Annotated in this window: 9 protein-coding genes; all 9 read right to left on the reverse strand. The window is 68.7% G+C overall.

All coding sequences use genetic code 11. From position 1 onward, the window contains the following. Window positions 1-11: 11 nt before the first annotated feature. Window positions 12-260, reverse strand: coding sequence for a hypothetical protein (locus tag G5S42_RS23730; protein ID WP_176109005.1), 249 nt, complete (start codon window positions 258-260; stop codon window positions 12-14). After that, window positions 257-1,828, reverse strand: coding sequence for a cellulose biosynthesis protein BcsG (gene bcsG, locus G5S42_RS23735; RefSeq protein ID WP_176109006.1), 1,572 nt, complete (start codon window positions 1,826-1,828; stop codon window positions 257-259). Before bcsG ends, G5S42_RS23730 begins: the two co-directional genes overlap by 4 nt. A gap of 50 nt (window positions 1,829-1,878) precedes the next feature. Beyond that, window positions 1,879-4,410, reverse strand: coding sequence for a UDP-forming cellulose synthase catalytic subunit (gene bcsA, locus G5S42_RS23740; protein ID WP_176109007.1), 2,532 nt, complete (start codon window positions 4,408-4,410; stop codon window positions 1,879-1,881). After that, a complete protein-coding gene (bcsQ, locus tag G5S42_RS23745; RefSeq protein WP_176109008.1) occupies window positions 4,407-5,192 on the reverse strand; it encodes a cellulose biosynthesis protein BcsQ in 786 nt (261 codons plus the stop codon). The genes bcsA and bcsQ overlap by 4 nt, the downstream gene beginning before the upstream one ends. Next, window positions 5,189-5,401 carry a hypothetical protein gene (locus G5S42_RS23750; protein WP_176109009.1) on the reverse strand — a complete coding sequence of 71 codons (213 nt, stop codon included), beginning with the start codon at window positions 5,399-5,401 and terminating at the stop codon, window positions 5,189-5,191. Before G5S42_RS23750 ends, bcsQ begins: the two co-directional genes overlap by 4 nt. Further along, window positions 5,398-7,347, reverse strand: coding sequence for a cellulose biosynthesis protein BcsE (gene bcsE, locus G5S42_RS23755; protein WP_176109010.1), 1,950 nt, complete (start codon window positions 7,345-7,347; stop codon window positions 5,398-5,400). The genes G5S42_RS23750 and bcsE overlap by 4 nt, the downstream gene beginning before the upstream one ends. A 77-nt stretch (window positions 7,348-7,424) precedes the next feature. Further along, complete coding sequence (locus G5S42_RS23760) at window positions 7,425-11,387, reverse strand: cellulose synthase subunit BcsC-related outer membrane protein (RefSeq protein ID WP_176109011.1); 3,963 nt, start codon at window positions 11,385-11,387, stop codon at window positions 7,425-7,427. After that, entirely contained in the window at window positions 11,366-12,661 is a 1,296-nt protein-coding gene (bcsZ, locus tag G5S42_RS23765) for a cellulose synthase complex periplasmic endoglucanase BcsZ (protein WP_176109012.1), read from the reverse strand. The genes G5S42_RS23760 and bcsZ overlap by 22 nt, the downstream gene beginning before the upstream one ends. A 3-nt stretch (window positions 12,662-12,664) precedes the next feature. Next, window positions 12,665-15,055 carry a cellulose biosynthesis cyclic di-GMP-binding regulatory protein BcsB gene (gene bcsB / locus G5S42_RS23770; protein WP_176109013.1) on the reverse strand — a complete coding sequence of 797 codons (2,391 nt, stop codon included), beginning with the start codon at window positions 15,053-15,055 and terminating at the stop codon, window positions 12,665-12,667. Between the last annotated feature and the right edge of the window lie 256 nt (window positions 15,056-15,311).

Consider the following 15,311-nt stretch of genomic DNA (forward strand, 5'->3'; position numbering starts at 1 on the left):
CGACGCGGGCCTTATTCCACGCCCGATTCTTGCCGCGCATCTTGCGCGGCCTGCGCTTCGGCTTCGTCGCGCGGCACGAGGTTCATCAGCCGCGCGAGCACCGGCCACTTCAGCAGCGACTGCTCGTAAGCCTCCTTCGCCTGGGCATCGAAATAGCGGCCCGCCTCGACCTCCGGCAGACGCAGTGCGAGGCCGCTGATATCGTCGACGGGCCAGCCGCCGCGCGCGGCGTTATTCGACGTATTGCGCGCGTTCATCATTTGCCGTCCACCCACACGCCGTCCGGCGTCTTCACCACATAGCCGGACGCGGTCTTCATCGTCACCGTCCCCTCGTTTTCGCCGACCATCTGCGTTTGCGGCAGATTCGTCGCGTACTGCGACAGGCTCACACCCGGCTTGAACGGGCTGTTCGACACGAGATTCGACAGCAGCTGGGCGAGCGCGAGGAAGCTCGACGGATCGTCGATCACCGTGGTCGGCCCATGATTGCCCTGGAAGCCGACCACGCGCACGCCGACCGGCCCGTGCACGATGCGCGGCGTCGGAATCTCGCGCAGGCCCGCGACCTGGTTCGTGTCGCCGCGCAGCGCCGCGCCGTGCTCGGGCACGAACACGATCACCGCGCGCCGCCCGGACGATGCGATCAGATCGGCGAAGCGGTCGAAGTCGCTCATCAGCTTGTTCACGCGCAGTGGATATGAATCGATACTCGTCAGGTTGCTATTCGGCAGCCGGTTGCCATCGTGCAGGCTGATCGTGTTGTAGTACAGCGCGACCGGCCCGGCGATGCTCGCGCGCTGCGCGTACCACGCGGCGAGCGTCTCGTAGTCGTCGCGAATCGGCGAGCCGTCGAACGCATGCATCGCGACCGGCACGCTCGTGTTCGGAATCAGCGGCACGTTCGGAATGCCGGCGTTGTCGTGGATCAGTTCCAGGAAATTGTCGAAGTGGCCGTCGTGGTTCAGCATCGTCTGCGGCGTGTAGCCCGCCTGCGCGAGATCGGCGAGCAGATAACACTGCTGTGGCGCGTTCTTGTACAGGTCCGCGTGCGCCTGCTGGCCGCAGCTTGCGCGCAGCACGCGAATCGCGGCCGGCCCGCTATAGCTCGCCGCGGTGCTGAAGTTCGTGAACAGATAGTCGAAGCGGGACAGCAGCGGATGATTGCGCGCCTTCGCGACATCGAGGTCGTCCCACGACAGCGAGCAGATGTGCAGCACGATTACGTCGAACTGCGCGTTCGGATCGGCGGCCAGATGGCCGAAGCTGACCTGCCGTTGCGACTCCTGCGTGCGGAACGCGGCGAGCGCAGCGTTATGGTCGAGCGGCTGCGCGGCGAGCGGGTTGTTCGCTCCATTCGGGCCGGAATTCGCGGCTGCGTTCGCCGACGCTCCACGCAGTTGCGCGAGCACCACCCCGCCCTCGTGCCACAGCGGAATCGCGACCAGCGCGATCAGCACGAAGGTCGCGACGCGCACCCAGCGATTCACGATCAGATAGCCGACGAGCGCGCCGAGCACGCCGAGCAGCAGCATCGGCGGCAGGAAGCGCTGCGCCAGTTCCAGCCAGTAGCCGTAGCTGAACGTGGTCAGATTGCCGAACTCCTCGGTCAGACGCGAGAACGGCGGCACGTTCGCCTCGTGGTACATCAGGGGCACGCCGAGCGCGAGACCGAACAGGTTGCGCACGATGCGCAGCGCGCGCCGGCGCAGCGTCGAAGTCACGACGAGCGCGAGCGCGAAGCCGAGATTCGCGAGCCACAGCGGCTGCAGATGGCCGCCCGCGAACAGGTACAGCTTGAGGATGAAGTACAGGTTCCACAAAGTCATCGACAGGTTCTCTCTTTGGCCTGCGCGCGACACGATGCGCGCAGGCTGTATCAATAGCGGGTGCGGTCGAGCGCGAGCAGTGTCTCGCAGGCACGCGCGAGCCCGCCCCACAGTCGCGAATAGCCTTCGACGCCCATCGCGAGCACTTCCTTCAAACCAAGCAGCGGCGCGTCCTCGCTCGTTTGCTCATGCCAGTCGAGCCACGCGTCGGCGCGGCCGAACGTGCATTGCACGAGCTGCCGTTGCTGTTGCAGCGTGAGGCCGTCGAAGCGCACGCCGAGGTGCCGGCCAACGCAGCGGCTCACGTACACCGGAAAATGGAACTGGCGATCGCCGCGGCTCAGGCACACGCCGAGACTGTCGCCCGGCGCCAGATTCAAACCCGGCTCGACATCGAGACCGAGGCCGCCGGTCGAATAGTCGCTGGTCGTGCAGGCGAGCGTCGAGCCGTCCGCGAGCAGCAGCGTCGCCGCCGCGCGCATCGCGATGCGATGCGTGACGCGCACCTGCTTCGCCTCGCGCGCAACGCTCGAGGCCGCGCCGAGCATCACGAGGTTGTACAGGGTCCAGAACACGTTCATCAGAATCGTCGCCGTTTCGCCGCTCTGCCCGAACATCAGCCGGTACACGCCGGCCGCGAGTGCGCCGCTGTTCAGTGCGAGCAGCACCAGATACGGCTTGGACGTCGACCAGTCGAAGTAGCCCTCGGCGATGCGCCCGCCCTTGTCGGTCACGTTGAACTTGCCGTGCTTCGGGCTGAAGAACGCGATGGTGGTCGGCAGCACGATGTACCACGCGAGCACCGACTCGTAGACTTCGGCCCAGAACGAGTGACGGTACTTGCCCTGCATGCGCGAGTTCGCGAGGTTCGCGAGCACGATGTACGGCAGCACGAATCCGGCGATCGTCGTCGCCGATGCGTTGATGAAGTACATCTGGAAGAACAGGTACGCCATCGGCATCGTCAGGAACACGAGCCGCGGCACGCCGTAGAAGAAATGCAGCATCGCGTTGCCGTAGCAAAGCCGCTGGAAAAAGCCCAGCCCGCGGCCGATGAACGGATTGTCGATGCGAAAGATCTGCGCCATGCCGCGCGCCCAGCGCGTGCGCTGCTGGATATGGCCCGCGAGGCTCTCGGTCGCGAGACCTGCGGCCTGCACGGTCGGCAGATAGGCGGTCGTGTAGCCGCGCCGATGCAGCTTCAGCGCGGTATGCGCGTCTTCGGTGACGGTCTCCACCGCGATGCCGCCCACTTCTTCGAGCGCATCGCGTTTGAGGATCGCGCACGAGCCGCAAAAAAACGACGCGTTCCACAGATCGTTGCCCGACTGCACGAGCCCGTAAAACAGATTGCCCTCGTTCGGCACGCGGCGGAACGTGCCGAGGTTGCGCTCGAACGGGTCCGGCGAAAAGAAGTGATGCGGCGTCTGCACCATCGCGCAGCGCGCGTCGCGCAGGAACGTGCCCATCGCCGTCTGCAGGAACGAGCGCGTCGGCACGTGATCGCAATCGAAGATCGCGACGTACTCGCCCTGCGTGCGGGCGAGCGCGCTATTGATGTTGCCGGCTTTCGCGTGACGGTTGTCGTCGCGGGTCAGATAGCCGACGCCGCAGGCCTGCGCGAAGGCTCTGAATTCCTCGCGGCGGCCATCGTCGAGCAGATAGACGCGCAGCTTGTCGGCGGGCCAGTCGATGCCTTGCGCGGCGAACACGGTGGGCCGCACGACGGAGAGGGGCTCGTTATAAGTCGGGATGTAGATGTCGACGCTCGGCCAGCTCGATGTGTCGGTGGGCAGCTTCGCGACCGCGCGCTTCAGCGGCCACGCGGTCTGCACGAAACCGAGCAGCAGAATCACCCATGTATACGCTTCCGCGCCGAACAGCAGATAACCGAGAATCGCCTCCCCCGGCGTCTGGAACGACAGCGTCTGGGTGACGCGCCACCACACGTAGCGCACCATCGCGAGCATCGCGAGCGTGGTCAGGATCAGCACCGGCATGCGGCCCGGAAAGCGTCGCACGATCAGCGCAATGAATACGAGCACGGCGAAGAACTCGAACTGACCGTCGGACTGCAGTGGCGACGTGCCGATCACCGCCCACAAACCGATACCCGCGACAACCATCAACGGCAGCAGCCAGCGAACATGGCCGATGCGCTGCGTCGCGTCTTCGAGCCGCGTGCCCCAGCGCTGCCACGGCAAGCCCGCCAGCAGCGCGTCGACGCGCTCGCGCCCGCGCCGCCCGAGCAGCCAGAGCGGCACGAGCCAACGGTCGATCCAGGCGGCCAGCGCCCGCACTGTCGCCGCCGCGCTTCGTGACGACGAACGCGGCGCGCGCGCGAACGCGCGCCACAGCCATGCGCGCAGTCGATGCGGTTCGAGCACGCCCCATTGCAGCGCGAAATGCAGCACGGCCGCGCGCATCCAGCGGCGCGCGTAATCGGGCTTGCCCGCCGCGGGCGGCCGGAAGAACAGCCGCACGAACCAGTCGAGCGGCGTGCGAGTCGCGGGCACGCCAAGGCCGCGCGCGACCCAGTCGAGCGCTCGCGTACGCAACGAACGCGTTTCCCGTTCGCTCATGACCCGCCGTCCCGCCGATCGAGCGGCGCCGTGGCCTCGGTGAGCCACGCATCGAGCCAATTCGCGAGCCCCTGCAGATCGTGCGACGCCTGCGAATGCGGGGCGTCGTCGAACAGCCACGTGCCGCGCGCGAACGACTCGGGCAACGCGACATCGAGATGCACGCGCTGCGCGAGCGGCAGCTTGTCGCCGAGCGCCGCGCCGAGCATCGCCAGCACGTCGCGCTGCATGTCGCGCGCGGGGTTCAGCCGGTTCACGATGATGCGCAGCTGCGCGCATGTATCGCGCAGCGCCGCGAGCCGCGCGACCAGCGTCGCGCAGGCGGCCGGTTCGGGCGGGGTCACGCACAGCGCGAGGTCGGCGCAACGCAGCGCGTGCTCGGCCTGCTGCGACGGATAGCGCGCGGTGTCGATTAGCACGACGCCATCGCGCGGCAGATCGAGCTCGGCGAGCGCGTCGGCCAGCCAGCGCGGATCGGCGGCGAGGCGTGCGTCGCACTGCGTGCTTTGCGCGGTGGACACCGCGCCGTACGGCACGAACAGCACGCCGTCCGCGTTGCGCCACGTGGATGCATGCCATGCGGTGTCCGCATCGAGCAGCGCCTGCGAAAGACCGGCCGCCGCGAGACCGTCGATGCCGAGCTGCGCGCCGAGCATGTTCTGCGGATCGAAGTCGAGCGCGACGACCTGGCGGCCGCGGCGCGCGAGCAATACCGCGAGCACGGCGGTCAAGGTGGTGCGGCCGGTGCCGCCCGCGGTCGAGACGACGGCGATCGTTTTCATCGCGCCACCTCGTCCTGGGTCGTATCGAGCGCGGGCAACAGCCGCGCGCGCAGCGCGACCGGCTCGATCTCGCACGGCACCGCGTCGCGCGGATCGAAGCCGCGCATGGCCGCAAGAGCGCGCCGCGCGCCGACGCGCTGCCAGACGATCCACATCGGCAGCGCGACGACCATGCCGGCCACGAAACACATCAGAACCAGTTCGATCATTCGATGCTCCTCGCGCGCACCGGCATCGCGCTGGGTTCGGCGCGACGACGCGGTGGCATGGGGTGGGGTCGGCGGCGCTCAGTAGCGAGCGGTTTCGCTTCGGCTGATCCGGCTGGCCGGGTTGGCGCAGACGTTGGCGCGGCATCGACTTCGAGCTCGGCACGCGCATGAACCAACGCCACTTCCACTTGCGCGAGTTGCACGGCGGCCACGTGCGCCGCTTCGCCCGCGGCTTCGTGCGGCGCTGCGGCGAGCGGTGAGCTCAAAGGCGCGCCATCACGCATCGACGCCGCGAACATATCGCTGTAATCGGCGATCCGGTTGCGCCGGTTGGCCGCGTCCAGCGCGTCGAGTTCGGCGCCGATGCTCTGCTCTGCCAGGTGCACGAGCGAATCGGCAAGCTGTTCGACCGGCACATCGATGATCCGCGCCAGCGCGGCGTCCGCATCGGCGAGCCGGCAGGCGAACAGGAACACATACAGATGCGACGCGTCGACGGTCAGCACGTCGCCCGCGCGGCGCGGCACACAGTGCTTCAGCGCATCGACGTGCGCGCATTGCGGCAGCAGCGTCAGCTTCACGAGCACATGCGGCAGTTGCAACACGCCGCTGCGTGCGAGCACGAGGCGCACGCGCTCGCAGAACGCGCCGGCCGGCAGATAGCCGCGCACGTCGTCGCTCAACGCGGCGCTCAATGCGCTGCGGTAGTCGGCGGCGACCGGCCGCGTATGGAGTTGCCCCTGCAGCGACTGCAGCAGCGACTGCATGCGCGAGAACGGCAGGTCGCGGCCGAGCACGAGGTTCGCGCCGAGCGTCAGCACGAGCAGCTCATATTGATGGCGCAACACTTCGCCCCGCTCGACGACGACGATCTTCAGCGCGCGCCCGGCCTGGCGGCGCAGCGCATGAACCGTCGCGCACAACGCGTCGAGCTGCGCGCCGCCCGCGTAATCGAGCACCACGGTCGCGGCCTGAGCATGGGCGCACGCGCTCAGCACCGCGGCCTGATCGGCGCACACTTCCCAATGCGGCGGCAGCCACGCCTCGTGACCGCGCACCACCGCGCGGCTCACGACGACCCGCTGCTCGTCGCGCGCGAGCAGGCGTTCGCCGCGCGCGACGCTGCTGGCCAGCGCATCGGGCGCGACGCTGAGGTGGCCGCTGTCGGTAAAGCGCAGCGAGCGGACTTCGCCCGTCACCAGCGTGCGATCCGCGCGCCAGAAGTCGGCATGCCACAGCAGCTCGCCATGCGTGCGCTCCATCCGTGCGACGCCCGCGCATGCCGCATGGAACGCGTTGCGGCGTGATGCATCGATGACGCCGTCCGGCGCGCCGCGTGTATCGAGTGAATCGTCTTCGCCATTTCCATCGACGCCGAGCAGCAGCACCAGTGTGATACGCCGTGCTTCGCACCAGTTCGCGAGCATGCGGCCTTCGTGCGCGAACGCGGCGGCGTCGTGCCAGTTGAACCAGCGTTCGGCGCCTTCGATGAAATACAGCGAGCCTGCACGAAAACCGAAGCGCTTCAGCGCGCGCAGACCGCCGAACAGTTTGCCGTGCGTCGCGGCGCTGTCGGCTTGCTGCTCCGACTCTTGCGCACCATCGACGGCCGGCATCGCCAGCACGTTCAGATTGCGCGGCCAGCCCGCGGCCGGCGCGTTGGCGCTAAAGCCCAGCTCGCGCAAACGCTGGGCAACGGCCGCGCGTTCACGCGCGAGCACAACCGTCACGTCGCGGGTGAGCGCGGTGCGCGCGCTTTCCCAGATCAGTGTGTCGACGCCCGGCGTGTCGCCCCCCGGCGTGCGCGGCGCCGCGTAGATCGCATACAGCTTGCCCGCTTCGAGCGCGGCCCATTCGCCCGGCAAGGCCTCGATCGCGAGACGGCCGACCTGCCGTGCGCGACGCTGCGCGCCGGTGCCGCCGAACATGCGCAGCCAGCGTCGCATGAAAGTGCGCCCAGAAGTTTGGGTTGGATTCGAAACGGTGTTCACGTCTGCTGTCCCAGGTCTCGTTGCATCGCCGTTCAATAGCTCGAATAAAGCCGTACCGGCTGCGGCGACAGACGGTTGTCCTGCCTGCGCGCATCGAACGTGTAGCGCAGATAGACGAGCGCGGCGCTCGGTGCGTAGTCGTGCGAGCGATCGATGCTCAACTGCGCGCCCAACACCAGATGCGGATCGGCGCGATACTCGACCACGCCCGCGAGCCCATACGAAAACGCGACGCCCCGTGTCGAGCTGCCCGCATTGACGAGACTCTCGAGCCCCGGCGCCGCGCCGAGACCGGCGGGCAGACCGTTCGGGTAGTACGGCGAATCCCGCTCGTACGAATTCGACACGCCGACGGTCGCGCTCAGATCCCACTTCAGCGCGCCATGCCGCCCCAGCCATTCGAGCGGCACGCCGAGCGACAGATAGCGCTGCGGACTGTAGTAGCCGCCCTGCCCGAACGAATAGAAGCGCAGGTTGTTCGTGTAGTGCCACGCGTTGCCGACGAGGCCGGTGCTCACCAGTGAATTCGCGCGCCGGTAGACCGGCATCGTGAAGCCGGTGCGCAGCGTGACTTCCTGATTGCTCGCGACGTTGCGCCCGGTCAGCTCACCCGCGCCGAGATCGGCGAACAGGTTCGCCGCACCGAGATCGAACGATGAATGCAGGTCGACGCCATCGCGGCGCACGCCGCCCCACACGGTGCCGGTCACCGGATCGTGCATGCCGGCATACGACAGCTGGCTACCGGTTTCCGGACGGCGCGAGCCGCTGACGGAAAAGCTCGCCGGTCCCGCATCGAAGCGATAGCGCACCCCGCCGACGAGGTAAGACACGGGGAATCCGAGCGGCGTCGTGCCGAAGTCGAAGCGCCACGCGTCGGACGTGTAGCCCGCGCCGAGCGCGACCCCGGTGGCCGACTGATGCAGATACGGCAAGCCCGCGGCCAGCGTGGCGAGTTGCTGCGGAGACAGGCCGAGCGACGTGCCGAGCTTGTCGGCCGCGCCGAAGCTGCCGAAGGTATCGCGCGTGAACGCGTTGGCGTCGCTGACATCCAGCGTGCCCGCGTCGAGATGCACGGTATCGATGTGCGCGAAGAAATGGCCGTCATAGCGATACGGGATCTGCACGTACAGCGGCACCTGCCACGCGCGCAGCTGCGAGATGCCCGCGTCGCCGGACTTATATGCGGGCAGCCAGCCGGTCTCGATCGACGGATTGCGGCGCTGTTCGAGATCGTCGAGCGCGGCTCGCGCGGGCGTGCCATCGGGTCCCGCGCGCACGCCCGCCGAGCGTTCCTGCGCGAGCGACAAACGGTACAGCGAAGCGGCATCCTCGTACTGCCCGAGGTCTTCGGCGATGCGGCCGCTTTGCACCGTCACGTCCGGCCGCGTCGGATACGCGGCGCGCAGTGCCGTGGTGATCTGCTGCGCGTCGCGCGCTTGGTTCAACGCGGCGAGCCGGCGCGCGGCCGAGAGCCGCGTGTCGACGTCGTCGGGCGCGGCGCCGTCGAGCACATCGTGCACGACGCGCAGCGCGGCGCCGCGCTGGCCGCTCTGCTCCAGCACACGGGCCAGCGCGAGCTGCACTTCCGGATCGTTTGGCTGCGCGGCGAGCAATGGCGCCAACGTCGCCCGCGCGGCCGCGTAGTGGGCCTGCACGCGCTGGAGGTCGGCGAGTTCGAGCGTATAGCGTTTGTCGCGCCGACCGGCGGGGCTGACCGCCGCGAGTCGCTGCCCGGCCGCTTCGTAATCCCCATGATCGATCGCTTCGTCGGTTTGACGTAGGGCCGCACGCAGCGCCTGATCCTCGAGGCGCGCGTGTTGCGCAGCGTCCAGCTTCAGCCGCGGATCGTCACGCAACTGCTGAAGCCATGCGGACAGCTCCGCGTCGCGTCGCGCGCTGCCGAGCAGATCGCCGTAACGCAGCCGCACGTCCGCGTCGGCCTCGCCCGCATGCGCGCCGATCCAGTCGCGCAGCAATGCGAGGCCGCGTGCGGCGTCGCCCGCGTCGATCCACTGCGCGCCGACCGACGCGAGCAGATTCGGATCGTCGCCGGCCAAAGCGCGTGCGTCGTCGAGCAGGCGGAGCGCGCTTGCGCGATCGTCGCGGGCGAATGCGGTGCGCGCGTCGGCAAGCTTTCGTTGCGTTTGCAGATTGCGATCGAGCGCCCGCATACCCTCGGTGCGCTCCTGCTCCGGGATCAGCGCGAGCGCCGCTTGCGCGCCGATCAGGTCATCGAGCGAATCGCGGTAAAGCGCGCTCGCATAGCGCATCTCGGCCGATGGCGCGAGCGCGAGCCCCTCGTCCATCACATTGCGGCCGAGTTGCGGCAGGCCGAGATCGCGGTACAGACGCGCGAGCGCGAAACGGGTCCACGCTGCGTCGGGCTCGCTGCGCAAGGCGGCTTCATAGCGTTGCGCGGCGGGACCGCGCTCGCCGTCGGCGAGCAACTGGTCCGCCTGTTTGGCAAGCAGATCGGCACGCAGACGAGCGAGGCTCTGGCGATCGTCGGCAGCGGTGAAGCGGCTTTGCAACGCGTCGATCAACGGCTCGACCTGCGCCGCGCGGCCGGTGTTTTCGAAGAGCGTCTGGGTGCTGCGCAGCGCTGCCACGCTCGGCGCATGCCCGCTCAGCATGTCGCGCAAGAGCGGCTCGGCCGCGCTCCAGTCGTGCTGCGCGAGCAGCGCGTCGGCGAGCATCAGCTTCGCGTCCGCGTTGTCCGGCTCCATCGCGAGCGCCGCGCGTGCCGCCCGCTCCGCCTCCTGCGCGTGGCCCGCCGCGGCAGCCGCGCGGCCTTGCGCGAGCATGCCCCAGAATTGCGCGGTGCGCGCGAGGCTCTGCCATTTCGCGCGATTGTCGGGCGCGAGCGCGGCCGCGCGCAGAAACAGCGTGCGCGCTTCGTCATGCCGCCCGGCCCGCATACGCGCGATGCCGAGACCGCCGACTGCGTCGGCATCGTCGGGACGCGCGCTCGCGGCGCGCGCGAGCAGCGGCTCGGCGGCCGCGACATCGTTGCGCTCGAGCGCCCGCAGACCGCGCTGCTGGGCGATGTAGTCAGGGTTGTGTTCGAGTTGCCGTTGCGCGTCGAGGCGCGCTTCGAGCGTCGCGACACGCTCGCGGAATTCGGTGTCGTCCGGCACGAGTTGCAGGTACGCGCGCAACGCCGGCAGATACGCGAGGTCCACGCCTGCCGATTGCAGCACGTGACGCCACGTGTCGAGCGAGGCCGTGCGATCGGAGTCGGGCCGCGTCGCCAGATTCCACGCGATGCGGTTGGCCTCCGCGCGCGTATCGCCGCGCGTGTTCAACAGATTGGCGAGCACCAGCGCGGCATCGACGTCGGACGGATCGGCGGCGATCCGCCGATGCAGTGCGACCAGCGCCTGCTCGCGGCCCTCGGGCGTGCCCGCGAGAATCTGGTAGTACTCGGCGCCGAGCGAGCCCGACGGCGCGCCGTGCGGAAACAGCAGCTGCAAGCGACGCGCCGCCTCGGCGGACTGGCCGCTACGCGCGAGCAGACGCACGGTCGCGAATTCCTCGCGGCCGTTGGTGGCGACGCGGAATTCGTCGTCGAGCTGCTGGATCGCCGCGCTGTCTGGCGCTTTCGCGCGCAAGCGTGCGAGCGTCGCCTGCGCGGCTTGCGCTTTCCCGAGACGCAATTCGATGCGCACCTGTTCGACAAGCAACACCGGATCGCCCGGCGCGGCTAGCAGCGCCTTGTTGATTGCCTGCAACGCAAGGTCGTCGCGATGTTTGGTCGACCACATGCGCGCGGTCGCGAGCAGGCGTTGCGCGGCGGGGTTTTGTGGCGGCGCTATGGTCGGCTCAGCAGCGGGTGCCGCCAGCGTACCGATGGCAGCGGTGCGCGCGGCCGTCGTGCGCATCGCTTCGGCTTGCCCGGTGTTGCCGTACGCGTGACCCGTGATCGCCGCGGCGCATGCGCACGCGACCACGCTGAAACGCGCCGCGCGCGTTACTGCGGCGCGGCGCGGCACGACGTGCTCCAGTGCGGATCGAGGGTGCCGTCGGCGGCGAAACGATAGCGGCCTTCGCGCCAGCCGAGCGCGAACAGGCTCAGCACGCTCGTGTAGTAACCGGCGGCCGTCTCGCTATCGAGCGCGGCGACGCGTGCGATCTGCGCATCGGCGAGCGTGCGCTGGCCGCGCGCATCGAGAAACGGCACGGCCGCCGCCGAAAAACCGGCGTTGCCCATGTTGATGCCGGCACGGCCATCGCTCGCGTCGACTTTCTCGGGCGGCGCGCCGTGCGCGGCGATGAAGTTCGCGAACGGCGCGAAGCGCGCGAGCAGCGTCGGCGCGAGCGGATCGCGCCGGTCGAGCATGCCGGTCCACAGGTACACGCGAATCGCGTTATAGGCGCTCTCGGCGTGGGTCTCGGCGTCAGGTGCGAAGCCGCGGTTCGCGCGGTACAAAGCCCAATCCGGCGAGAAGCCATGCGGCGCGGTATCGACCAGGATGCGGCTCGTGCTCGCGAGCAAACGCGGCCAGCGCGGATCGTCGGGCAGCCGCGTGGCGAGGCCGCGCAGCACCTGCGGCGGCATGTAGCTCGGATTGACGCGCCACACGTCCGCGTCCGGATGAAAGCCGACCGGGCCCGGCAGCAAGGTCAAGCCGAGCCCCGGCGCGTTGGCCGTTTCCTCGTCGAGCACACGGCGGGCGAGCACCGCGCCGCGCGCCGTGTAGCTGCGCTCGCGCCAAGCGTCGCCCGCTTCGAGCAGCGCATAGGCGATCCACAGGTCGGCATCCGACGATGCATTCGCGTCGAGCACGGCCCAGTTGCCGTCCTCCGAGCGGCCCCACAGCCACGCCGGCAAACGCGCGGTCAGGTCGCCTTGCGCGAGATGCTGCTCGGTCCAGCGCAAGATCGTGTCGAAGGCCGCGCGGTCGTTCGCGACCAGCGCAAAAAACAGCGCGTACGATTGGCCCTCCGACACCGTCCGCTCGTCGGACGAACCGACGTCGATCACGCGGCCATCGGCGGAAAGGAAGTCGCGCTTGAACTGCTGCCAGCGCGGCCAGGGCGCGGCGCTGCAAGCTGTGATGTCGGCGTGGCTCGGCAGCGGCGCTTGCGTGGCGAACGCGTGGTGGCTGCTCGCGAGCGTCAGCATCGTGGTCAGCACCGTTGCTGAAACGCTCGCCGTTGTTCGCACGAGCCTGCTCGCGAACCTCGCGTGCAGGTCGGCGACACTTTCAACGCCCACCCCGTCGCGCACTGCCCGCCACAGCGCCCCGCCCTTCGACTGACTCATCGATCAGACTCCCCGGCGCCGCGCGGCCAGTTCCTGCAACGCGGTGAACGCGCCGATCGCGAGCAGCAAGCCGGCGAGCGCGCCGAGCACGCCGAGCAGCACCGGATGCTGGATCGCCTTGCTCCACAGCCGCGCATACCAGGGCACGTAGCCGACCAGATAGGTGTCGCCGACGCGCATGCTGTCCACCTTGCCATCGCGCAGCAAAGCGACGTCGCCCTGCAATTGCGCGACACGGTCCGGCTTTTCGAGCATGTCGAGCAGTTGCGACAACTGTTGCTGATCGGTGGCGCTCAGCGCGACGACGCTGCGTCCGTGGCTGTCCGGCAATTCGAAGCCCATCAGCGCGGCCAGCGGTCCGTCGCGTTCGATCCGCGCGCCGCCGTCCGGCCGACGCGCGTCGCTGTGCGGGGCGCCGTCGCGCCGGGCGGCGCTGTGCCACTGCTCGTCGACCGCGAACGAGGCGCGCGCGAGCGGGCTCGACGCAGCGGCGCCCGACGCGGCGGCGTCGCCCGCCTGGGCGCCGATCGTCAGTGGCAACGCATGCGGCCAGCGCGCGAGCCACGGCGCCGAGCCGTTGCCGCCGATCACGAGCAGATCCTTGCCGCTCAGCTGCGCGAGCTCGCGCGGCCGCGCGACCTGCACGCGCAGCGCCGGATAGCCGGTCCATTGCCCCATGTGGCCAAGCATCGTCAGCAGGCTTTCGAGCTCCTGCGGCGCGGGATGCTCGGGAATCACGACGGCCGTTTGCGACAGGTCCGCGTAACGCGTGAACGGAAAGCCGCTGTTCGCGAAGAACGCGAGGTTCGGCATCCGTGCGTAGTGGACGAAGTCCGAGAAGTCGATCGTCGAGTCGGGATCGACCGCGGCCTGCACCGGGTTCGTCGCGACGCCCTGGCAGAGCCCGGTCTTCTGCGAATCGAGATTGAAGCGCAGTTGCAACTGGTTCGAGCTGCCGACCCGGAACGCCGGAATATCGAGCGCGCTCGTCGCACGGTTGGCGTTGTTCGACAGCACCGGCAATTGCAGGCGGCCTTGCGCGTCGTCGGCGGTCGCGAGCGCGAGCCGGTACGACTTGACCAGCTGATCGTTGATCTGCACCGCGAGCGCCGAGTTGTTCTGCACGGTCGGCGCCGTGTAGCGATACTTCAGATTCAGCGGCACGCCCGCGCCGTTCCACGAGTACAAATCGGCGGGCACGCGCAGGTTCAGACGGATCGCGTCGGGCGTGCTGCCGCGCACCTGTAGTTGCGACGGATCGTCGATCAGTTCCTTGAACGAGACCGGCCGGTCGACCGGCAGCCAGCGTGGCGCGTCGTAGGGCTTCCTCGGCGCGCCGGCGGCGAGCTGCGTGATGCGCACCGCGGGACCCGCTAGCGCGGTCGTGCCGAGCACCAGCGCGGTGCTCGCTTCATCGACTTCGGCGGCGCTGCGGCCGGTCACGATCAGCAGCTTGCGGTTGGGCGCGACGGGATTGTCGGCGACGATCAGCATCGGACCGTTGACCGGCGGCAGCGTGAGGCCGGCGGGCAGCTGCTCGCTGCGCGCGACGACGACCGCGTGTGAGTCGGTAGGCAACGTCGACAGCGCCGGAAAGCGCGCCTGCCGATAATCGGCCTGCGCACCGAACCACGAAGCGAGTACCCCCGCGCTGTGCAGCGTCGCGTTGTCGGCGGCGGCCGGCAGCACGAACGGCAGACGCAGCCGGTTCGCGTCGCGGTGATCGAAGAACGGCGCAGGCAGCAGCGCGAGATCGTCGGGCAACCGGATCGGCGCGGTATCGACGATGAACTCGCTCGACGGACTCACGTCGGCCCACAGCGCCGAGTTCTCGGGGTCCTCGCAATGCTCGAGCGTGTAATGCGCGATCAGGCGCAGACCGATCTGGTTGTAGTCGGTCAGAAAACGCGGATCGAGCGGGATGTCCTGGGTGACGAGCTTGCCGGCGTGCTCGCGATCGAACGGCACGGTCGCGATCACTTCGTTGTTGATCGACACCTTCAGATGCGACATCGCGAACACCAGCGACGGCGAATACGTGTAGCGCAAGCGCAGGCGCGCGGCCGTGACCACGCGATCGAGCCGCACGCCGAGATTGACGGTGCGCGCGTCTTCGACACCGCGCAGCGTCAGCGGCTGATACGCGCCCAGGGTCGGGAATGAAACGCGCGATGTGCTGGAGCCGGATGCGGGCGTCGGGACGCTGGCATCGTTGTCGAGGTAGTTGGCGCTGGGATTGGCCTTGGCGGCACTCGCGCTCGCGACAGTGGGCGCGGCCGGCGCAATCGCCGCGGCGGCGACGACAGGCACCGATGGCGCGGCGCCCGACGCGACGGCATACAACGCGCCGACAACGGCGCTCAGCGAAACGCACAACGACACAACTGGTTTCATGAACAGCTCAGCTTGTTGGACCTGGACCGTGCGCACGCGAGGGCGCCACTTACGGTGCGAATCCGGTCTGCCGCGCGAACGCGCGAAGTGGGAAAACGGACTGCCGGCACGCACAGGAGAAACACGCGGCGCACCATTCCTCGTATACGGAAAATCCGGCGAAACCTTGAGCGGAACGAGCAACGGGGATGACCAACATTTGAGATTTGAACGCAATCGGCAGCAGCCCTAACCGGTTATACATTCCTTTCATTTT

Origin of the sequence: Paraburkholderia youngii (assembly GCF_013366925.1) — a bacterium.
Taxonomy (GTDB): domain Bacteria; phylum Pseudomonadota; class Gammaproteobacteria; order Burkholderiales; family Burkholderiaceae; genus Paraburkholderia; species Paraburkholderia youngii.

Coding starts and splice junctions, on each gene's coding strand:
- bcsQ (WP_176109008.1), bottom strand. CDS start 5,192: ATGAAAACGATCGCCGTCGTCTCGACCGCGGGCGGCACCGGCCGCACC.
- G5S42_RS23750 (WP_176109009.1), bottom strand. CDS start 5,401: ATGATCGAACTGGTTCTGATGTGTTTCGTGGCCGGCATGGTCGTCGCG.
- bcsE (WP_176109010.1), bottom strand. CDS start 7,347: ATGCGACGCTGGCTGCGCATGTTCGGCGGCACCGGCGCGCAGCGTCGC.
- G5S42_RS23730 (WP_176109005.1), bottom strand. CDS start 260: ATGATGAACGCGCGCAATACGTCGAATAACGCCGCGCGCGGCGGCTGG.
- bcsZ (WP_176109012.1), bottom strand. CDS start 12,661: ATGAGTCAGTCGAAGGGCGGGGCGCTGTGGCGGGCAGTGCGCGACGGG.
- bcsB (WP_176109013.1), bottom strand. CDS start 15,055: ATGAAACCAGTTGTGTCGTTGTGCGTTTCGCTGAGCGCCGTTGTCGGC.
- bcsA (WP_176109007.1), bottom strand. CDS start 4,410: ATGAGCGAACGGGAAACGCGTTCGTTGCGTACGCGAGCGCTCGACTGG.
- bcsG (WP_176109006.1), bottom strand. CDS start 1,828: ATGACTTTGTGGAACCTGTACTTCATCCTCAAGCTGTACCTGTTCGCG.